This window comes from Legionella brunensis (assembly GCF_001467025.1).
Lineage (GTDB): Bacteria > Pseudomonadota > Gammaproteobacteria > Legionellales > Legionellaceae > Tatlockia > Tatlockia brunensis.
In genome coordinates, this window is record NZ_LNXV01000005.1 from 22,344 (window position 1) to 42,797 (window position 20,454).

Genomic DNA, 20,454 nt, shown 5'->3' on the forward strand with positions numbered 1-20,454 from the left:
ACTCAATTAGAAAAAATATTAACTTTTAAAAAAGATAATCAGGCTATATGCTATAGATATTGCAATTGAATAGTTGGTTTAACCTTAATGAAACGACTGTTATCTTTTGTTTTATATCTTTCAGCCTTGCTTTCTTGGCCACTTCATGCCCAAAATGAACCTCTACGAGTCGGTGTTGATACCTTTACACCCCCTTTTATTATGGAGGGAGCAAATTCTCAGTTATTTGGTTTTGATATCTCGATGATGAAATATATTTGTAACTCTATTCATCGTAGCTGCGTTTTTGTACCAACCGATTTTGACAAAATCTTTGACTCCCTTGAAGCAAGACAAATCGACGTTGCAGTCAGTGCTATTACTATTACCCCAGAACGGGCTACCAGGGTTAATTTTTCTATACCTTATTTACTCAGTCATTCCAGATTCATAGGGCCTAGTAAACTGGCAAAAGAACATTTCAGTTTGCAACTTTTAAATGATCATACTATTGGCGTTGAACAAGGTACTATTTTCCCAGCAGTGATTAACGCTATGGGGGTGAGGAATCCCACGATTGAGACATTTAAAGATGCTCCTACTTTAATCGATGCTCTTCAAAACGGGGATGTCGATATAGCTCTCATGGACGATCCTTCTGCCATGTATTGGCAATCACAATCCTCAGGCCTGCTCAGTGTGTTAGGTGAGCCATTTAGTACTGGTTTTGGATTGGGAATTGCTATCAATCGTAATGAAGTTGATTTATTAACAACCATTAATCAAGCTATTGTGCAATACCAGGATAGCGCTAATTTTAAGCAAGATTTTGACAAATATATCGCCCATTTCTAATGAAATCAGCACTCTATCCTTAGACTTCTCGCTTCGCTGCAAAGCCAAAGCGAGAAGTCTAATTAATACATAAGTAACATAATTACTCTTTGAAATAGAGTTTCAGAAAGATCCTAATGAAGCGTTTCGTTTTTGGTAATGCAACGGCTGATCACTTGTCTTGTAATGAAATCACCTTGACTTGCACCGTAAAGGGATTTGAAGTGCTCCGCTAAAATTACAACCCAAGAAGATAGGCGAAAATCCATTCTTTTCTCTTCTTGATTAACAACAAGTTCAAATAATCCTAAAGAATCTGTATTTTGTTCTTTGGCATATTCTTCCATGATCCGCTGTGCGGTTGACATGTCTTTATCCCTTGTAGGCCAATCTTTATTCATTCACTATCCCCCTACTTCACTACGGGCCGTTTGCAACATCATGATAATCACATTGGGTCAAAGAATAAAATTGCAAGGCTTGAATTTAAGAAAAATTTGTCACTAGAAAACAGTCTTCACCCTATTAATGGTTTAACACTGCCTTGGGGTTCTTGCCAAAGAGTTACGAACAAGACCATAATTATTGGCCCAACAAATAATCCTAATAAGCCTAAAGTTTCTACCCCACCTAAAATACCAAAAAGCACAGCAAGAAATGGTAATTCAATTGCCCCACCAATTAAAACGGGCTTAATAAAATGATCAGCCACGAACATAACAAAAGTTCCCCAAATTACGACAAAAATTGCGCCAATCATTGAGCCTGAAGATAGCAAAATAAGTGCAACTATCGTAAACACAATAGGTACAACGAAAGGAATCATCGCTGCAAAAGCAGTAATGAAACCTGTTAATGTAGGTGCAGGAAAACCTACTAATAGGTAACAAATGCCCATCAGGAATCCCACACCTAACCCTACAACGATGGTGCCATTAACTGTAGCACGCAAAGCTGAAGGTAACCTGTCTGCATAACGAAACCATCGTTGGCCTAAACAAAACTCACCAATATGATTGACCTGTTGAATTAATTTGTCACCATCTCGATAAAAGAAAAACAATGCCAATAATGTAAACCCAAGCTGGAATCCTCGATGCGCCAAATTAACGCCTACCTGCTTGATGTAATAACTCGCAGGTGTCAATGACAAGTGTAAATTGGATAGTAAATTTCTGACTTTTCCCGGTTGCCCAATATTAGTGTCCCAATAATCAACTAGATCGCTGCCAATGATAGGGAACTGTTGAAAAAAAGAAGGAGCTTGACCACCTTGGCGATTTATTAGTTGTAAGTAATTGATAAATAACTGTAATTCTTTCACTAAAATACTGACAAGCCAACTTAAGGGAAGCAAAAATAACAAGGCCAGAATAAAGGTAAACAATAGAGCAGATAGATTATGATAATTACCCAGAAAACCACGCCAACGAAGATATAAGGGATACGTCGCGATACCTATAATACTCGCCCAGATCATTGAGGGGATAAAACGGTGAACAATAAATACGGCAAGTCCAATAATGCCTACGGTAACTGCAATACTGATTAATTCTTTATGGTTTTCATTCATGCTAAACCCCAGGCTAGCAATTGTAATATTAGCCAGGCTGGTATAGCAGCCAAAACATCATCTAGCATAATTCCTATACCACCTTTGACATGACGATCGATTAAACGTATAGGCTCTGGTTTCCATATATCAAAAATACGAAACAGGATAAAACCAATAACTATCCATATTATCCCTGCAGGAGCCATGGTCATGGTTAATAAATATCCAACAACCTCATCCCAAACAATCCCTGAGTAGTCGTGAACCCCTAAATCACGAGACACCTTATCACTCACCCAGACCCCTAAGATGAATGCTACAACAGTCACTGCCAAATAAAATACTAGCGATTGCCCTGAAACCAACAGATAAATAGGGATGGCGGCAAGAGTGCCCCAAGTTCCTGGCGCTTTTGGCAACAAACCACTGCCAAAACCAAATGCGATAAAATAAACAGGATCCTGCCAGACTCTTTCTTTTAATTTCACTGCGTTCATCTTATTCTCCAAAGCACAGGTAGGATTATGCTTTAAAAATGGCTATAGCCTCGTGGAGGAAATGTCTTTAGTTTGCCATTTATTTGTTTTAGCCTTAATCCTGTTTTCTCTTCAATAGTACCAATTGGATAACAGTTTAACCCATGCTTTGCCAGAGAAGCCAATAGCTCCTCTTCTTTCTGTGGAGGTACCGTAAAACATAACTCATAATCATCACCACCGCTAAGAGCAAAATTGGTTGCTTTCGTTTGTTGATATTGTTTTACCAAAGGATGCACTGGAATCGCTTCCTCAATTAAAAAAGCCCCTCTTTGACTGGCTACACAGATGTGATTTAAGTCGGCACTCAAACCATCCGAAATATCAATTGCAGCAGAAGCATATTCTTGCAAGATTGGTCCTAAATCAACTCGCGGCTGCGGATGTTGCAATTTTTGCATTAAAATCCGCTTATCTCTGCTATCAATATCATTACGTTTTAAAAAATGAACTGCAAGTGCAGCTGCACCTAATTCACCACTAACATAAATCCTATCACCAGGTTCAGCACCATTACGTCGTATCGATCTGCCAGTAGGAACCAAACCATGAATCGTGAGGGTCATGCTTAAAGGTCCACGCGTGGTATCACCGCCGATCAGTGCCATATTAAACCGCGCTAGAGACTCATGCAGACCTTGCGAAAAGCGTTGTAACCAGGTGGTATTTAATTCGGGCAAAGTAAGAGCCAAACTAACCCAGCAAGGTGTAGCCCCCATTGCGGCCATATCACTGACATTAACCATGACTGCCTTACAAGCAATATCGTAGGCATCCCAAGAACTTAAAAAATGAACCTCAGCTACAAGTGTGTCAGTACTGATCAGGAGCTGGTAATCATGTGGGACTACTACACAAGCAGCATCGTCCCCTATTCCATAAATCACATCTCTACGATGACGCGCCGGTTGTTTAAAAAAAACATCAATGAGAGAAAATTCATCCATTGTCGATTTCAACTTTTCTAGTCTGTTGAGCTAGATTATTTAACACACCATTAACATAACGATAACCATCTTGTGAGCCAAATTCTTTTGTTAAAGAAATTGCTTCATCCAAGACAACACGATAAGGGATTTCCAGACAATAGAGCAGTTCAAAAGCCCCCAGACGTAATACCGTTAACTCGATGGGATTTAATCCTTCAATTGGCCTATCTAGGAAAGGTTTGAGGTTTTCTTCTAACTGCCCTAAATACTTAGGAACACCATGAAGAAGACGACAAAAATACTCACTATCTACTTTCGTCATATTATTGTTTACGCGAAATTGTGCCTCAATTTCGTATAACTCATGGCCAGACATATACCATTGATAAAGTGCTTGTAATGCTAACTTTCTAGCACGTCTTTTGCCGCTAATTGCTTGTTTTTCCACAAATTACCTCATGAATTTCTGTCATCTTTCATTTCATCAATAGCTTGTCTAAAATCACTAACGTCTTTAAATCGTTTATATACTGAGGCAAATCGTACATAAGCCACATGATCAAGGCGGTATAATTGCTTCATAACCAATTCCCCCACCTCGCGAGAATCGATTTCACGCTCCCCTCGACGACGGATTTCTTGCATGATGGTTACAATAGCCTCTTCCAGTGCATCAACACTAACAGGCCTTTTTTCTAAAGCACGTAACATCCCTGCTCGTAAATTTTTAATATTAAATGGCTCTCTTCGACCGTCTCGTTTGATAATTGAAGGCATAATCAATTCAGCCGTTTCAAATGTTGTAAAACGCTCATGACAAAGAAGACATTGTCTTCTTCTGCGTACCTGAGCACCCTCAGCAACAAGCCGAGAATCTACAACCTTGGTTTCTTCAGTGTGACAAAATGGACAATGCATGATTAGCGATATACCGGAAATTCATGGCATAATTGCAACACTTGCGCCTTGACTCTCGCAATGGTAGCTTCGTTGTTCACGTCATCCAACACATCGGCTATCCATTCGCTCAATTGATTTACTTCTCTTTCTCTAAAGCCTCGCGTAGTAATTGCTGGCGTTCCTAAACGCAGACCACTCGTTACAAAAGGAGAGCGAGGATCATTAGGCACTGTATTCTTGTTCACAGTGATATGAGCCCGCCCTAACGCAGCATCAGCTTCCTTACCAGTGATATTTTTTGAAATTAGATTCACTAGTAGTAAATGATTTTCAGTCCCCCCAGAAACAATAGGATATCCTCGTCCTTTTAGTGTTTCTGCCATTACTTTTGCATTGAGTAAAACTTGTTGCTGATATTGTTTGAATTCAGGTTGTAGTGCTTCAGCAAATGCAACAGCTTTTGCAGCAATCACATGCATAAGAGGCCCACCCTGCATCCCAGGAAATACTGATGAATTTAATTTTTTCTCTATTTCTTCATTCGCACGAGCAAGAATCAAACCACCTCGCGGACCACGTAAAGTTTTATGGGTAGTGGACGTGACCACATCGGCATAAGGCACAGGAGAAGGATATAAACCTGTCGCAATCAACCCAGCAACATGAGCTATATCCGCCATCAAATAAGCCCCTACACTATCAGCAATGGTTCTAAATCGCTGCCAATCAAGAACCTGGGAATAGGCTGAAAACCCGGCAATGATCATCTTGGGTCGATGCTTTAATGCTAACTCTTCCAAAATATCATAATCAATCAATCCCGTATCGGCATTGACTCCATATTCTATCGCTTGATAAAGCTTACCGGAGAAATTTACTTTTGAACCATGGGTTAAGTGTCCCCCATGCGGTAATGCCATCCCTAAAATAAGGTCACCAGGAGAGAGCAAAGCCATCATTACCGCTGCGTTGGCTTGAGAGCCGGAATGAGGTTGCACGTTGACGTAATCAGCAGCAAATAATTTTTTAGCTCTAGCAATGGCTAAAGATTCTGCCACATCGACATACTCACAGCCGCCATAGTAGCGTTTACCTGGATAGCCTTCGGCATATTTATTGGTAAGAACAGAGCCTTGGGCTTCAAGTACTCGAGGGCTTGCATAATTTTCTGAAGCAATGAGCTCAATATGATCTTCTTGACGCACACGCTCAGCTTGCATGGCTTGCCAAAGTTCCTCATCAAAATCTGCAATCGTGTAGTTTTTATCAAACATTTGCAATCCTCACCCTGTCAATAATTGAACAATTATCTAGAAAAGCAGTTGAGTCCGTAACGAGCAAGCTTAATGTGCTGAAAATTCTGCATTTTTTTGAATTTTTTCGCGAAAGCAGTAGTCACCACTACAGTGAGTGAAAAAATTCAAAAAAATACGGAAGATTCAGTGCATTAAGCTTGCGTAGTAGGGTTCAACTGCTTTTTCTAGGATTATAGTACTGCTCATTAGATACTGTCACGCAAACATTTAAGATAATTAATCCCTACAGCAACATTCGCAGAACAGACATAAAATGCCCAAAACAATTATCCTAAAAAACTGCTGTTGCATTCTACTAACAATGCGCAAGCAAGTATATCAATTCATCAGAATTTTCAAACTTGGATATAGGGTTGAACAGAAATGACCGCTATCAGCGATGGTTAAGGATAATTTCATTTGACAATGAGAGCATTCCGAACATGTCCTACACCATCTACATTTCCAGCAATAATGCCTGCACGCTGCTTAACAACAGAACTGTTAACAAAACCACTCAATTGTACTTCATGTTTATAAGTATTCACTTTAATTGCGAAACCTTGAGCACCTAGTTTATCTACCAATTCCGCCTTAACTTTGGCAGTGATTGCAGAACTATCAAGATATTGACCTGTGCTTTCGCTGGTAGGTGACGCAGCACAAGCAATGATTATTGATGCTAGTAAACTCATCACAAATAACTGGATCATTCTTAACATTCTATTTTCCTTAACGGGGGCGTGTCAGAAGACTTCCTCAATGCCACCAGGAATGTAACACGCCCTAAATCAAAGAAGATACCACACTGTTATTTGCTAGTCATGACCATGAAGGTTATTTGCTACCTGATTATCATGTCCGTGAGACTTGGCATTTTGTTTATCGTGGCCGTGAGTCGCTGTATTGTTTCTATGTTCATGTGCCCCCACATCCGTGTTCGCATGCCCATGCGTATTCAAGTCTTTGCGCTGAATACGGTTTCTATGGCGTGGCACTACATGTCTATGTCCGTGCTGTGAAAAATGGCTGTAGACCACAGGTCTCTCACTGCCATGATAGTGCGTTTGTGGTGCTGACCGATAGGAATAGCCATAGGGAACTTCAACTCGTGCACGTGGTGGTGGCCGATAGTAGTAGCCATTATCGTAATAATCATTTTCAAGCGTGCATGAAGTCAGAAGGGATAATAAGAATAATAAAGCAAGCATGCGTTTCATATACAACCTCTAGAATTAAATCCCAGATAAAAGAAAGGCACGATAATCTCGTGCCTTTGGATAATGATCTAATCATCAAATACTTATTTAGCAGTGATTTCTACCTTTACTTTGTTAGTGAGGTAGGGAACAACATGAACTGTACTACCAACGCTAGTATAACCGCCATAAACTCGATAACCACTGAATGTGTCAATGTATAAGTTCATTCCAGCATGGCAATAGCCATAATAAAATAAGTCAACGTAATGAGGTCCTTCATAACGATAAATATTGAATGGAACTAAGCTAGAACCATCGTCAAAAATACCGTAAACACGTATGTTATCATAGCTGCTGTTAATAATTTCAATTTCACAATAGCCAGGGTACTTAGCACCTTTCGCCGCTGTTGATTTAGCGTCGGCAGCCTTGGCATTAGGATTGTTTGCCTGAGGGTGAAAATGACGGCTATCAGCAAACGCTGATGTTAACAACCCAAGACAGCAAACAAAAAGCAGTGACTTAAGTTTCATTATAATAAACCCCTAAAATTAGTGGAAAGCAAATGTTAACAAAGCTTTGTATTTAGTCAACAGGTTTTTTTTGTGCCCACGGTATCGTCCTAGGAAGTTTCTAACCTTTCTCATTCACAACATTAGGAATTGTTTACATTTCGCTAGCTTGAGCCATCAAGTATTTATGCTATAGTAAACGCCGTTTAATTGATCGCTCTCAATCTCTTTAGAGGACTAGAAATGAAAAAACGCATGACCATCATGATAATTGCTCTAGGGGTTGTATTTGGAGGGATCATTGCGTTTAACCTCTTTAAAAGCTTTATGATTAAGCGATTTTTTGCAACCTACGAACCACCTGCAGTTACTGTATCTTCTGTCACAGCGGTTAAAAAGAATTGGGAGCCGCGCATTTCAGCTGTAGGCAATTTTATGGCAATTAATGGTGTTGATGTTAACTCCCAAGCTGCTGGAAATGTGGTAAAAATTCATTTTGAATCTGGGCAATACCTCGAAAAAGACCAACCTTTGATAGACATTGATGATAGTGTCGATCAAGCTACTCTTAAGTTTAATAAAGCAGACTTGGCACTAAAACAACTCAGCTACCAGCGACAAGCCGATTTATTTAAACGTGGCGCAACTTCCAGTTCTAATGTCGATGAAGCAACCGCAAACCTACAACAAGCCCAAGCCAATGTTGAAAAAACACAAGCAGAAATTAGACAAAAACACATCTTAGCTCCGTTTTCAGGTCGTCTAGGTATTCGTCAGGTGAACTTAGGTCAATACATTACTCCTGGACAAACGTCCATTGTAACCCTACAGTCCATGGACCCTCTATTCCTTGAGTTTTATTTACCTGAGCAAATGCTAAAACGTCTGCATATCAATCAGGAAATTCAATTTAGCGTTGAAGGAATCCCCCATACCCTATTCGAAGGAAAAATAACTGCCCTCAATGCCAAGGTAGACACCAATACTCATAATATTTTAGTGCAAGCGACTGTTCCTAATTGTCCGACAACAAAAGACTCAAAATTGGTAACAGTCAACAAACAAAAGGATGGAGAGAAAATGCTTGTTACTTGCGACAGCAACTTGAACGCAAAAAATAAGCTCTCACAATTTGCATTTATTCCCGGTATGTTTGCTTCCATTTCTGTGGAACAACCCGCAGTTCCAAATGTTGTTGTCTTACCCTCAACAGCCATTTCCTACAGTCTGTATGGCAATTCAGTATTTGTCATAGAAAAAGATAAAGACGGTAAAAAAGATAGTGAAGGCAAAGACATATTACGTGTGAAACGTGTTTTTGTGAGCACTGGTGAGCAAGAAGGTAATTTTACTGTTATTAAAAAAGGAGTTGAAGCAGGCCAGCAAGTAGTGAGCTCAGGAGAGTTGAAATTACAAAACGGTACAAGAGTAGTCATTAACAACAGTGTGGAATTAAACAATGTTGCTAATCCAGATCAATTAGGTGAGTAAGCACCCCTCATCTTAAGGTGTTGATCAGGCATAAGCCCGATCTCCAATCCTCTTAGATCCTGTGAGTCATTTTAGCCATACTCGGGTTATTAAGAATTAAGTTTTGTCAGGATAATCATGAAATTTACAGATATATTTATCAAACGCCCCGTTCTTGCCACTGTAGTAAGTCTTCTAATTTTTTTATTTGGTTTGAACTCCATCCTGACTATGCAAATACGTCAGTATCCTCGTATGGATAATACGGTAATCACCATAACTACAGCCTATCCTGGCGCCGATGCCGATCTAATAGCAGGTTTTATTACTACCCCCCTTGAGGCTGCTGTCGCCAGCGCAGAAGGGATTGATTACATGACTTCCTCAAGTACGCAAGGTCTAAGCACCATTACTCTGACCATTAAACTTAACTTCGACCCTCAAGTTGCTTTTACTGATGTGATGAGTAAAGTTCAACAAGTCATTAATCAATTACCACCTGAAGCACAACAACCTGTGATTGTGAAAAGCTCAGATACTGCAACGCCACTTATGTATATCAGTCTTGACAGTACAGATATGACGCCGCAACAGATCACTGACTATGCAACCCGCGTTGTACAACCACAATTGCAAACTGTAGATGGCGTCGCAAAAGCAGAAATTTTAGGTGGTGCAACTTATTCAATGAGGATTTTTCTCGATCCCATTAAGATGGCAGCATTAAATGTTTCTCCTGCCGATGTTTCCAATGTGCTAGCACGCAATAACTTCCTAACCGCGGCCGGTAACACTAAGGGTGAGTATGTTGCTATCAATATGACTGCAAAGACAGATCTCAATAATGCTGAAGAATTCAGTCAATTAATTGTCCGCTCCAATAAAAACTCTATTATTCGTCTTCGTGATATCGCCAAGATTGAATTAGGCTCACAAGATTACAATACCTCTGTACGCTTTGACGGTAAAAAAGCTGTCTTCCTTGCCATTACCCCAACTCCAACAGCAAACCCTCTCACGGTAATTAATGATGCGCGCAAAATGATGCCTTCGATTCAGCGCGAGTTTCCTCCGTCTTTGAAAGGAACTATTGTTTATGATGCCACCGATTTTATTCGTGCCTCCATTGAGGAAGTAGTACAAACCATTCTTGAAGCAGCCCTCATCGTGATTGTGGTAATTTTCCTGTTTTTGGGTTCCATACGCTCAGTAATTATTCCAGTAGTGACGATACCTTTATCACTGATTGGTGTATGTACCTTCATGCTTTTCTTAGGTTACTCCATTAATTTACTGACTTTGCTTGCTTTTGTTCTGGCAATTGGACTTGTTGTTGATGATGCCATTGTTGTTGTTGAGAATGTACATCGACATATTGAGGAAGGTCGCACACCCTTGCAGGCAGCAATCGTTGGCGCACGTGAAATTGCTACACCTGTTATTGCAATGACTATCACCCTAGCTGCTGTTTATGCTCCCATCGGTTTTATGGGGGGCTTAACGGGCGCCTTATTTAAAGAATTCGCATTTACATTGGCCAGTGCAGTTGTTATTTCAGGAATTATTGCGTTGACCTTAACTCCTATGATGTGTTCTAAAATTCTTACCTCAGACATTAGTAGTGGACGTTTTGTACATTTTCTTGATGATAAATTTAATAAACTGAAAATTCGCTATCAACGCACTCTGCATAGTCTTTTGAATACAAGATCCATTATGCTGGTGTTTGCTGCAGTTGTCTTACTAGTTCTTCCTTATTTATATACGCATACCCCCGAAGAGACAGCTCCCGAAGAAGATCAAGGCTTTTTCTTTGTAGTAGGAACCGCACCTCAATATGCAACAATTAACTACATTGAGGCATTCACCAAACCTTTTGATGCAATTTATAAGAGCTTTCCTGAAACAGAACATTATTTTACGGTCAATATGAGCGCGCCGGTTTCTGGTATGGTACTTAAAGCCTGGGACAGACGCGATCGTACACAATTTCAATTAAAAGAACCTCTGCAGCAAAAACTAGATGAAGTTGCAGGGTTAAAATCATTCGCCGTAATCCCCCCCCCTCTACCAGGAGGTGGTAGCGGTACACCCATTCAGTTTGTTATCAAAACAACTAATGATTTCCAAACCTTGTTTGATGTTTCTAATAAATTATTAGAGAAAGCACAAAAAAGTGGTCTTTTTATTTATTTGGATAACAGCCTTAAATTTAATCAACCTGAAATGGAATTCCAAATTAATCGTTCAAAAGCTTCCGATTTAGGCCTGGATATGCAGGCAATTGGTAGCAGTTTAACCAGCGCGTTATCAGGCAATTATGTGAATTACTTCAATTTACAAGGCAGAAGTTACCAAGTAATCCCCCAATTGGATAGGAAATATCGCCTCACGCCCGAACAACTAGGAAAAATTTATGTTCGTACCGCTGATGGAGCCATGGTTCCTCTATCCACTGTCGTCACTGCTAAAGAAAAGGTACAACCCAATGCGGTGTCGCACTTCCAACAACTTAACTCCGCGACCATTCAAGGAGTTATGATGCCAGGCACAACTTTGGGACAAGGACTAACTTTCCTCGCTGAACAAGCGAAAGACGTTTTGCCTAAAGGATTCACTTTTGATTATGGTGGACAGTCAAGACAATTTGTGCAGGAAGGTAGCGCTCTTATCCTTGCTTTCTTCTTAGCAATTATTGTTATTTTTCTCGTACTCTCAGCACAATATGAAAGCTTCAGGGACCCCTTAATTATTCTTATTAGTGTTCCCATGTCGATTTGTGGAGCCTTAATACCTCTAAACCTAGGTGCTGCAAGTATCAATATTTATACTCAGGTTGGCTTAATTACTTTAATTGGTCTGATAAGTAAGCATGGAATTTTAATTGTTGACTTTGCCAATCAATTACAACGAGAAAAGCAACTTGACCGCAGAGCAGCCGTTGAAGAAGCAGCTGGCATTCGCTTGCGTCCTATCTTGATGACTACTGCGGCGATGGTGTTTGGTGTTATTCCTTTATTAGTTGCTACAGGCGCTGGTGCCGTAAGTCGATTTGATATTGGTTTAGTTATTGCGATGGGTCTTTTAGTAGGTACTAGCTTTACCCTCTTTGTTGTCCCAACCATGTATACTTATCTTGCCGCTGACCACCGTCATGACTTGGAAAAAGAAAAAAAGGCAACCATAAGCCAAGATTCTTCGGAATTTAACCCTCCTAAGTCGGAGTAACCACTAATGACCTCTTACAGAATAAAGAGGTCTATTCTTGGTTTTGCGTCTACCTAGACTTAACGATGATTTCTCCCTGCAGGATATGCTAATATAACCATCGGAAACGAAAACGCTGGATTAGTATGATTAAATTTGTATGAACAAAAATTTAATCGCACAAATTCAGTATCTTCAGTATATTCGCAACTTTCATCTGTACAGGTTAAAACATGGATAAGACTTATTCCCCACATACAATTGAACAAGCTTGCTATGAAAAGTGGGAAAGCCACCATTATTTTGCACCACATGGTGATAGCAAAAGCTATTGCATCATGTTACCCCCACCCAATGTTACCGGCAGCCTCCATATGGGCCATGGCTTCCAACACACGTTGATGGATGCTTTAATCCGGTATCATCGCATGCAAGGAGCCAGAACGCTCTGGCAGCCCGGCACTGACCACGCAGGTATATCGACCCAATTGGTTGTTGAGCGTCAACTTGAGGCCGAAGGTCTTTCGCGCAGAGATATGACGCGTGAACAATTTTTAGAACGTGTTTGGCAATGGAAAGAAGAATCCGGCAATCAAATTACCAAACAAATGCGTCGAATCGGTTCTTCCGTAGATTGGTCGCGTGAGCGTTTCACTATGGATGAGGGTTTATCAGCAGCTGTACAAAAAGTGTTTGTCCAACTGTATGATGAAGGTTTAATTTATCGTGGCACGCGTTTAGTCAATTGGGATCCTAAATTAGGAACTGCAGTGTCCGATCTTGAAGTTCTTTCTGAAGAAGAAGACGGCTTTCTATGGCATATCCGTTATCCTTTAGTTGATTCCAATGAATCGTTGGTTATTGCTACCACACGACCAGAAACCATGTTAGGTGACACTGCTGTTGCCGTAAATCCCAATGATGAACGTTATAAACACTTAATTGGCAAACAAATTCAACTACCTCTTAGCAACCGAATTATCCCCATTATTGCTGATGAGTATGTCGAGCAAGATTTTGGCAGTGGTTGTGTCAAGATAACACCTGCTCATGATTTTAATGATCATGAAATTGGCAAGCGTCATGAATTGCCATTAATTAATATCTTGACCAAGAAAGGAACCATTAATAAAAATGCTCCTGTGAATTATCAAGGCATGGATCGCTTTGTAGCCCGCGAGCAAATTATTCAAGACCTGGATAAAGCAGGTCTTTTGGTTAAAACAGAACCTCATAAATTAAAAGTCCCACGAGGTGAAAAATCGGGCGTCATTATTGAGCCTCTTTTGACTGACCAATGGTATGTCAAAATCAAACCTTTAGCTGGTCCTGCTATTGACGCTGTTGAGAAAGGAGAAATTCGTTTTATCCCTGAAAACTGGACCAAAACTTACTTTCAGTGGATGGAAAATATTGAAGATTGGTGTATCAGCAGACAATTATGGTGGGGACATCGTATTCCCGCTTGGTATGATAGTCATGGTCATGTCTATGTCGGTTATAGTGAAAATGATGTTCGCTTTAAATATAAATTGGATGAGTCAATACCGTTAAAACAAGATGAAGATGTGCTGGATACCTGGTTTTCTTCTGCCTTATGGCCTTTTTCAACATTAGGTTGGCCAGAACGGACACCTGAATTCGAGCAATTTTATCCAACTTCTGTTCTACTCACAGGTTTTGACATTATTTTCTTCTGGGTTGCTCGTATGATTATGATGGGCCTTAAATTCACGGGAAAGGTACCCTTCAAAGAAGTCATTATCACAGGACTCATTCGCGATAGCGAAGGGCACAAGATGTCTAAATCAAAAGGAAATGTGCTCGATCCTATAGACATCATTGATGGTATTGATATAGAAAGTCTAGTGGCTAAAAGAACCTCTAATTTAATGTTAACCTCTGTACGTAACAAAATTGCCAAAGCCACTCGCAAAGAATTTCCTGAAGGCATCACCGCTTTTGGCACGGATGCTTTGCGCTTTACTTTTTGTTCTTTAGCATCAACCGGTCGCAATGTGCGCTTTGATATGGGACGTGTTGAAGGTTACAGGAACTTCTGCAATAAATTATGGAATGCTTCTCGTTATGTCTTACTAAACACTGACGAAGAGCAAATTGATTTTGGCGATGGTGCTTTCCAATACAGCCCAGCAGATCAATGGATTCTCTCACGTCTGCAGAATACGATTGCTCAATGCCATCATTATTTTGCAACTTATCGCTTTGATTTATTGGCCAGCACACTTTATGAATTTATTTGGCACGAGTATTGTGACTGGTATCTCGAGCTTTCTAAATCTGTTCTCTATGATGCCCAGGCTTTAGGGGCAATGAAAAGAGGCACTCGTCGTACTTTAATCCATGTTTTAGATCAAATTTTAAAACTATTGCATCCTATTATGCCATTTATTACTGAAGAAATTTGGCAGCGCACGAGTAAATTAACCAGCATGAATGGTGAAACCATCATGTTAAGCCCTTATCCAGAAATTAATAAGGGTTTTATCAACCCTGAAGTTGAAGAAGAAATTATTTGGCTTAAGGCCGTGATTCAATCTGTGCGAACAATTCGTAGTGAAATGACTATTTCCCCTGCTAAACTCATTCCTTTATATATAAAGAATGTAACTCCTACGATTAAAGAGCGAATAGAGAAATACCATACCACACTGCTCGCCTTAAGTAAGTTGACTCACATTCATTGTATGGAAGAAGATGAGCAAACCCCTGTTTCTGCCTCAGCAATAATTGGCGAATTGGAGTTACTCATCCCAATGGCTGGACTTATTGATAAAGATGCTGAATTATCACGTCTTCTCAAAGAACTTGCCAAACTTGAGAAAGATATCTCCCTTGCTGAAGGTAAACTAAGTAATCCCAAATTTACCGACAATGCACCTGCAGAAATTATAGCGAAGGAACAAGAAAAACTTGCACAAGCACTACTGACCAGGGATAAATTATTGCATCACAAAAAAACTGTTGAATCTCTTTAATTAAGAAGCATTTGATGTTGGCTTAAACCCACCATCAAATGCTTCTACCCATAACAAAAGGTACACAATCACTTCAAAAAGTCCTTCTTCTTGGGTTCATCGCTTGGCAAATCCGCCTCGGATTTCATCTCATCTGAGCTTATCGAATCTTGAAAAGCCTCTTCACCCAACACCGGAAATTCTGTTTTAGAAGTAGGGAGTGTTGATAGGGAATCTATTGTTTTAAAAAACAATGGATTTTTAGCACAAAGCACAGCCACGTCCTTAATGCCTCGATACAGAGAATACCTTAAAGGATGAAACTCGAATTTTTTTGCAAGATTAGACTCAGACAGCTCTTGTATCATTGATTCAACAATAAGACCAAATATTAATTTATTATGGGCCGCCATTACTTTTTTATCACAGCCAGGAAATGGCAATCTTTCATACCTTAACTCGCTTTCTTTTATTTTTACTTTATAGACGATATGTAGATTCACATTAATATTGGGTTTTATTCTGGTTCCTGAAAGAAATTCAGTCTCACCAAATCGTGTAATTATATCTTCTTCATGTTGATGATGATAAGCCCGTAAAAAATTTGAATTCTGATCATAAGTCATCAAACTTGCATGGGCGTCCATTTCTTTGCCGATACCCGGTGCACCTAAAGCGTATAGTGTAATTCCTTCTATTTTTTTTAGCTGTTTGTTATTACAGAATTTTTCTTTATCTTGCTCAAGATTTCTTTCTAACACAATAAGTTCTTGTTGATGCTGATGTGAGTCAGAATACTGACTGCTAATTCTTTTAATAATCTCACCAGGCTCTCTATCTTGAACCGCAATGCCTCGTTGTACAGTGTGTGTAAAGGCCTTTGCCAACGCGCCCCCTAAACTATGTCCTGCAATTCTTAATCTAAATGTTTGTCCTGGATGGATAAGCGATATCTGCTCCATTAAAAAATTAACTTGTTCAAGTAATTTTTCTTCATGTTTTTTTATTAACTCTTGTCCAGGCCCGCCTTCGTCAAGAGCAACACTTTTAGAGGCAAAATCAATAGTACCAAAAAAATTGATTTGAATTTCAAGGGGATTTTCTATCTTATTAGGAATACTTGCAGTACACCTAAAGGCGGGCTCATTCATTAACAAACAAACTTGATAAGTAGATTCCGTATTTGATGCCCCTGTATTATTAACCCTTTTTAACACACTTTCCCTGCTTAAGTTTACCTCAACATTTTTAGACTTTTTATTGTAATGCCTGTATTCATAGGTAAACTCATACAGTTCGCGCTGATACCAGCCAGATATAACATGTTCTTTCTCTGTTGCTACCCTTAAGTGATTTTCTGTTTGAGTCATTTTGGTAATAAGGTTTTCAATTACCACTTTTTCAGACGCTTTAGCAAACGTTAATTTTTTTAGATCGTTTAAAGCACCAGCAATTTCTGAATGACATTCTTCAAGAACAAAACCTATTTTGGGAGGATGAATTTCATCAGCTAATCTAATAACTGCTCTCATCACTTTCTTTTGACAAGATTGTATTAGTTCTTTATTTTGTAATTCATCACCTTGAGAAGTATTTTTTGAAAAATCTAACATGAGAGAGGATAAAGATTTTAGTTGAGTGTTTATTTCCTTTAGTTCTTTAATTAACTCTTGGTTTTTAAATCCATCCTCATCTCTACGTTCAATTTGTTTAAATTTTTCTTCTATTTCTTTTTCTTGAAAGTTACTCCTGTTTCTTTCGCAAATCTTTTCGACTTTATTACCAACAGATAAGCTATTTATAAATGGAACATAAAACTGGACCAGAGCAGAACTTTTACTCATCTCTTTGAGCATTTCCGAAAGAGCTTGTCTAACCTCGACATTCGATTCCAAATTTTTTATTATTTCCGGTGAAGAAAACCTGCCGTTTATTTCTATCAATATTTTTTTATCAGTTGGATTTGCTTTAAATAGTCTAGTAAACGCTCTAATTAAGATAATACAATCATCAACACTATCTATCTTATGATCTTCAATCAATAATTTTTCGAGCGATTTATTTTGAAGTACTTGGATTAACGCTACACATTCTAAAATGTTGGCAGTGGACTCTACCCATATGAATTTAAGCCCACTCTCACTGCTTTCTTTAAGTGCGCTCGCAATCTGCTCTATCGCTTTTTCATTTGATACCCAATTATTAATTTTAAAACGAATAAAGTTGTGATTCATGGCTAAAGCTTGAGCAAGCTCACCATAGCCAGACTCATCCATTATAGCTTTAAGAGTTAATGTATCATCTAAAAAAGGAGATGACTCTTTTATCTTTTGAATGATTGTTTTTTGCTCGACTGTAAGTGGCATATTGGCTACTCAACAAACTATTCCAAGATATCCAGCTCTTTGAGGTTAAAAAATAATATATTTAATATTAGCACAATATGTATATTTTAAACCCCCGATAGACATTAAATAGACACTCATGTAATGATCCAATTGAAGAAATTGTCCAGTAAAGAAGTTTATCTTAAGCCTTTTCCTATTGTTGACTCTAACGAGAAAGAAAGCCCAAGAACACTGAATCGGGATCAAGTAATGGCTAATAGTCCAAATCGGGTGATCCACGGGTTTTGACAATGCTAACCGCTCTGCAGCGTTACTTCCCTATGTGACACAGTTAAATAAACACTCTCTTATAGATTGACTTGAGTTTTAAGACTTTCTTCCTGAATAAGATTGTCAACTTCCTCAGGGGTTTGGGGACTCAGTTTATTTGCCCTACGTAGAGATTCATCACAACATTTTTGAAATCTTTCAGTTAACCCAGGATCTTTTTTTGCTGTAATATATTTATTAATTTTATCGAAATCTTTATCACTCAAAGTAATTACTTTATTGGGGTTATTTTCTAATTCAATTTCAAAATCTACCAGAATATCCAATGGCTTTTTGTGACTCGATAATTCTTTTGACTGTTCCTGTACCTTACCTGCAACTTTCTTATCAACTAAACCAGCCATCATTGAATGATAGCTTGCTTTGTCCTCTTGTGGTCGATCTTTTTTTGCGGAAGGAAGCGGAGTAGTAATTTGATCGTCTAAAGTTGGAGAAGGATCTTTTTTTGATATCCAGGTGGCCAGAGCTTGAAAAGGTTTTGCAATTTTTTTTATACCTTGTTCGACTAAAGCAAAAGGAGATAAAATAGCCAAAGGTAGCGCACTTATTAGCCCTACCGCCCCCTTTAATGCAACCGAGTCGGCATGTTTTGCAACCGTTGAAACTCCTGAAATTATATTTCCCATTGATTCTGTTGGGTTAAGGAAAGCTTTAACCATAACGCCAGGGAGTCTTGCAAGAGCAACAAGTAAGAGCATACCTCCTGCCAAGCCTTTATCTCTTCTGGAAGCATTTGGATCCATAATGGTACTAATGTACTCTCCCATGGCTTTTTGTAAGAAATTGCTATTTACTATTCTAGTTAGAAGTGTATTTTCCTCATTATTAACAATGATATCTTTAGCTCTTTGAGCATTAACAATAACTTGCTGTGGCGTACCAAAAAAGCCTAGCGCCTCTTCACTTAAAGTTCGCTTAAGTAGTGGGTCATGTTCAGCCCCAGCAGTTAAGATATCAGTCGATGTTTTTGAGCAATTTTTGGTATGCAAGTTAAAACCTGGTGCATCGGGTTCAGTTAACTCACGCATTTTCTTAAGCATAGCTTCTGGCGACAAACCTCGTCTTCCCTCATCTACATAAGGTAACGTTACTACATGATCTGGAGGCACTCCCTTAGTAACATAATCAACCTCTAACTCATTTTCTTCATCTTCCTCCAGTGCGCGTAATTCTTCTATTAAGGCTTCTCTTTCCTTTTTAAGTTCTGCCATATGTTGTTTGGCATTTTCCAGAAAAAACTCCTTGAATTTCTCAATATCTACTTCTCCAGGATTTTTTTCTAGGTAATCTTTTACTAAATCATCGCTTTTTAACCCAATATTATTACATATTAATTTTAAACTACCTTCAACCTTAGGTCTTTTCATTGTTTTGACTTTATCCATTAACAAGTCGTGAACTTCTAAACGTTCTTTTAATCTCTCTATTTGTAGTTCAATATCAACTTTTTTTAATTCAGTATCCGACAAATCTCTTTGGTGAACTATCGACGAGGGAGCATAGGTCATCACTTGGCCACCAAATTTTCCAGTATGCCTTCTCTGTTCAGGTTGCAAATACTCTTTTGCTTTTTCACTGTACTCAAGGTGTTTACCTTTACGCTCATCCTTCATATCTTGTTCTGTATTGGATAAGAAAAAAGTATCACCACGCCACCAACTAAACTCTATTTTAAAATATTCAGTTTCAGATGCTACTTCGTCTGTTTTAACAAGTTTACCTTCGTCGTTGTATTTTGCTGAATGGGTGGTATCTTTTTTTTGAGTCGTTGGTATTCTTTGTTTAGCATTTTTCAAATATTCTTCAAAAGACAAATTGTTGCATTTCAAATATTCTTCAGAAGTCAAAGGATTGTCTTCCCAATACTCCATCTCTCTCATCATCCTCTAAGGTATCTTTATGTTTTTCATACCTCTCATATAAAATTTCTCTGTAGTTTTCATATTGCTCTAAAGTCGACTTGCCTTTTTTTTGCAAATATTTTTTAAAAGTTAAACCCTCTCTCTCCTTCTCTCTATCTATATCTCTCTCTTCTTCTTCTTCGTCCTCTTCTAAATATTCTTTATACTCTTCATATTCCTCATATAAAACTTCTCTTGCTTCTTCATATCCTTCTATATCTTCCTCATATTCTTTTACATCTTCCTCAAATCCTTTACGCGCGTATTCTTCAAAAGTTTCTTCATAACAATACGTTTCAATCCATTTTTTAGTTTCTTCATTGATTGGAAGCGACATAACTATAGAAGCATGACCAACATTCCCTCCAAATAACTCCTGCTCAACAAAATTATCCATTCCATTGCTTGTCTTATTTTTTGTCCCCCAAGTCAATACTTCAACATTATGTATTGAAGGATTATATTTAGGCATGAACTT

At 38.8% G+C, this 20,454-nt stretch carries 17 protein-coding genes; 4 read left to right on the forward strand and 13 right to left on the reverse strand.

Annotation, left to right across the window (positions count from 1 at the left end; all coding sequences use genetic code 11):
- Window positions 1–87 precede the first annotated feature (87 nt).
- The gene (locus Lbru_RS03925; protein WP_058440890.1) at window positions 88–834 is read left to right on the forward strand and encodes a transporter substrate-binding domain-containing protein; all 747 of its coding nucleotides are present in this window, start codon (window positions 88–90) and stop codon (window positions 832–834) included.
- Between the two features lie 113 nt (window positions 835–947).
- Here the strand turns inward: Lbru_RS03925 and Lbru_RS03930 are convergent, their stop codons facing one another.
- From Lbru_RS03930 to Lbru_RS03975, 10 genes are all read right to left on the reverse strand, one after another.
- Window positions 948–1,214, reverse strand: coding sequence for a hypothetical protein (locus tag Lbru_RS03930; RefSeq protein ID WP_058440891.1), 267 nt, complete (start codon window positions 1,212–1,214; stop codon window positions 948–950).
- A 116-nt stretch (window positions 1,215–1,330) separates the two neighbouring features.
- A complete protein-coding gene (locus Lbru_RS03935) occupies window positions 1,331–2,386 on the reverse strand; it encodes an AI-2E family transporter (RefSeq protein WP_058440892.1) in 1,056 nt (351 codons plus the stop codon).
- Entirely contained in the window at window positions 2,383–2,865 is a 483-nt protein-coding gene (locus Lbru_RS03940) for a phosphatidylglycerophosphatase A family protein (RefSeq protein WP_058440893.1), read from the reverse strand. Before Lbru_RS03940 ends, Lbru_RS03935 begins: the two co-directional genes overlap by 4 nt.
- 32 nt (window positions 2,866–2,897) lie before the next feature.
- On the reverse strand, window positions 2,898–3,851 hold the full coding sequence (thiL, locus tag Lbru_RS03945) for a thiamine-phosphate kinase (protein WP_058440894.1): 954 nt from the start codon (window positions 3,849–3,851) through the stop codon (window positions 2,898–2,900).
- Window positions 3,844–4,281: a transcription antitermination factor NusB gene (nusB, locus tag Lbru_RS03950; protein WP_058440895.1), complete on the reverse strand. Its 438-nt coding sequence runs from the start codon at window positions 4,279–4,281 to the stop codon at window positions 3,844–3,846. The genes thiL and nusB overlap by 8 nt, the downstream gene beginning before the upstream one ends.
- A gap of 8 nt (window positions 4,282–4,289) precedes the next feature.
- On the reverse strand, window positions 4,290–4,751 hold the full coding sequence (gene nrdR, locus Lbru_RS03955; RefSeq protein WP_058440896.1) for a transcriptional regulator NrdR: 462 nt from the start codon (window positions 4,749–4,751) through the stop codon (window positions 4,290–4,292).
- Between the two features lie 2 nt (window positions 4,752–4,753).
- Entirely contained in the window at window positions 4,754–6,007 is a 1,254-nt protein-coding gene (gene glyA / locus Lbru_RS03960; RefSeq protein WP_058440897.1) for a serine hydroxymethyltransferase, read from the reverse strand.
- A 437-nt stretch (window positions 6,008–6,444) separates the two neighbouring features.
- On the reverse strand, window positions 6,445–6,750 hold the full coding sequence (locus tag Lbru_RS03965; RefSeq protein WP_058440898.1) for a BON domain-containing protein: 306 nt from the start codon (window positions 6,748–6,750) through the stop codon (window positions 6,445–6,447).
- A 96-nt stretch (window positions 6,751–6,846) separates the two neighbouring features.
- Window positions 6,847–7,248 carry a hypothetical protein gene (locus tag Lbru_RS03970; RefSeq protein ID WP_058440899.1) on the reverse strand — a complete coding sequence of 134 codons (402 nt, stop codon included), beginning with the start codon at window positions 7,246–7,248 and terminating at the stop codon, window positions 6,847–6,849.
- Window positions 7,249–7,331: 83 nt separating this feature from the next.
- A complete protein-coding gene (locus Lbru_RS03975; RefSeq protein WP_058440900.1) occupies window positions 7,332–7,763 on the reverse strand; it encodes a hypothetical protein in 432 nt (143 codons plus the stop codon).
- A 222-nt stretch (window positions 7,764–7,985) separates the two neighbouring features.
- Here Lbru_RS03975 and Lbru_RS03980 point away from each other — a divergent pair, with 222 nt between their 5' ends.
- The 3 genes from Lbru_RS03980 (at window position 7,986) to Lbru_RS03990 (ending at window position 15,418) form a co-directional block, all read left to right on the forward strand.
- Complete coding sequence (locus tag Lbru_RS03980; RefSeq protein ID WP_058440901.1) at window positions 7,986–9,233, forward strand: efflux RND transporter periplasmic adaptor subunit; 1,248 nt, start codon at window positions 7,986–7,988, stop codon at window positions 9,231–9,233.
- A 117-nt stretch (window positions 9,234–9,350) separates the two neighbouring features.
- Window positions 9,351–12,440, forward strand: coding sequence for an efflux RND transporter permease subunit (locus Lbru_RS03985; RefSeq protein WP_058440902.1), 3,090 nt, complete (start codon window positions 9,351–9,353; stop codon window positions 12,438–12,440).
- A 212-nt stretch (window positions 12,441–12,652) separates the two neighbouring features.
- Window positions 12,653–15,418, forward strand: a complete 2,766-nt coding sequence (locus Lbru_RS03990) for a valine--tRNA ligase (protein WP_058440903.1) — start codon at window positions 12,653–12,655, stop codon at window positions 15,416–15,418.
- Between the two features lie 68 nt (window positions 15,419–15,486).
- Here the strand turns inward: Lbru_RS03990 and Lbru_RS03995 are convergent, their stop codons facing one another.
- From Lbru_RS03995 to Lbru_RS04005, 3 genes are all read right to left on the reverse strand, one after another.
- On the reverse strand, window positions 15,487–17,763 hold the full coding sequence (locus Lbru_RS03995; RefSeq protein WP_058440904.1) for an alpha/beta hydrolase family protein: 2,277 nt from the start codon (window positions 17,761–17,763) through the stop codon (window positions 15,487–15,489).
- A gap of 329 nt (window positions 17,764–18,092) precedes the next feature.
- A complete protein-coding gene (locus tag Lbru_RS04000; protein ID WP_131793537.1) occupies window positions 18,093–19,958 on the reverse strand; it encodes a hypothetical protein in 1,866 nt (621 codons plus the stop codon).
- Window positions 19,912–20,448 (reverse strand): hypothetical protein, encoded by a 537-nt coding sequence (locus Lbru_RS04005; protein ID WP_058440906.1) that lies wholly within the window; start codon window positions 20,446–20,448, stop codon window positions 19,912–19,914. Before Lbru_RS04005 ends, Lbru_RS04000 begins: the two co-directional genes overlap by 47 nt.
- Window positions 20,449–20,454 lie beyond the last annotated feature (6 nt).

What these genes read in the sequence shown, in the direction of transcription:
- Lbru_RS03925 (WP_058440890.1), top strand. Translation starts at nt 88, where the DNA reads ATGAAACGACTGTTATCTTTTGTTTTATATCTTTCAGCCTTGCTTTCT.
- Lbru_RS03930 (WP_058440891.1), bottom strand. Translation starts at nt 1,214, where the DNA reads ATGAATAAAGATTGGCCTACAAGGGATAAAGACATGTCAACCGCACAG.
- Lbru_RS03935 (WP_058440892.1), bottom strand. Translation starts at nt 2,386, where the DNA reads ATGAATGAAAACCATAAAGAATTAATCAGTATTGCAGTTACCGTAGGC.
- Lbru_RS03940 (WP_058440893.1), bottom strand. Translation starts at nt 2,865, where the DNA reads ATGAACGCAGTGAAATTAAAAGAAAGAGTCTGGCAGGATCCTGTTTAT.
- thiL (WP_058440894.1), bottom strand. Translation starts at nt 3,851, where the DNA reads ATGGATGAATTTTCTCTCATTGATGTTTTTTTTAAACAACCGGCGCGT.
- nrdR (WP_058440896.1), bottom strand. Translation starts at nt 4,751, where the DNA reads ATGCATTGTCCATTTTGTCACACTGAAGAAACCAAGGTTGTAGATTCT.
- glyA (WP_058440897.1), bottom strand. Translation starts at nt 6,007, where the DNA reads ATGTTTGATAAAAACTACACGATTGCAGATTTTGATGAGGAACTTTGG.
- Lbru_RS03965 (WP_058440898.1), bottom strand. Translation starts at nt 6,750, where the DNA reads ATGTTAAGAATGATCCAGTTATTTGTGATGAGTTTACTAGCATCAATA.
- Lbru_RS03970 (WP_058440899.1), bottom strand. Translation starts at nt 7,248, where the DNA reads ATGAAACGCATGCTTGCTTTATTATTCTTATTATCCCTTCTGACTTCA.
- Lbru_RS03975 (WP_058440900.1), bottom strand. Translation starts at nt 7,763, where the DNA reads ATGAAACTTAAGTCACTGCTTTTTGTTTGCTGTCTTGGGTTGTTAACA.
- Lbru_RS03980 (WP_058440901.1), top strand. Translation starts at nt 7,986, where the DNA reads ATGAAAAAACGCATGACCATCATGATAATTGCTCTAGGGGTTGTATTT.
- Lbru_RS03985 (WP_058440902.1), top strand. Translation starts at nt 9,351, where the DNA reads ATGAAATTTACAGATATATTTATCAAACGCCCCGTTCTTGCCACTGTA.
- Lbru_RS03990 (WP_058440903.1), top strand. Translation starts at nt 12,653, where the DNA reads ATGGATAAGACTTATTCCCCACATACAATTGAACAAGCTTGCTATGAA.
- Lbru_RS03995 (WP_058440904.1), bottom strand. Translation starts at nt 17,763, where the DNA reads ATGCCACTTACAGTCGAGCAAAAAACAATCATTCAAAAGATAAAAGAG.
- Lbru_RS04000 (WP_131793537.1), bottom strand. Translation starts at nt 19,958, where the DNA reads ATGATGAGAGAGATGGAGTATTGGGAAGACAATCCTTTGACTTCTGAA.
- Lbru_RS04005 (WP_058440906.1), bottom strand. Translation starts at nt 20,448, where the DNA reads ATGCCTAAATATAATCCTTCAATACATAATGTTGAAGTATTGACTTGG.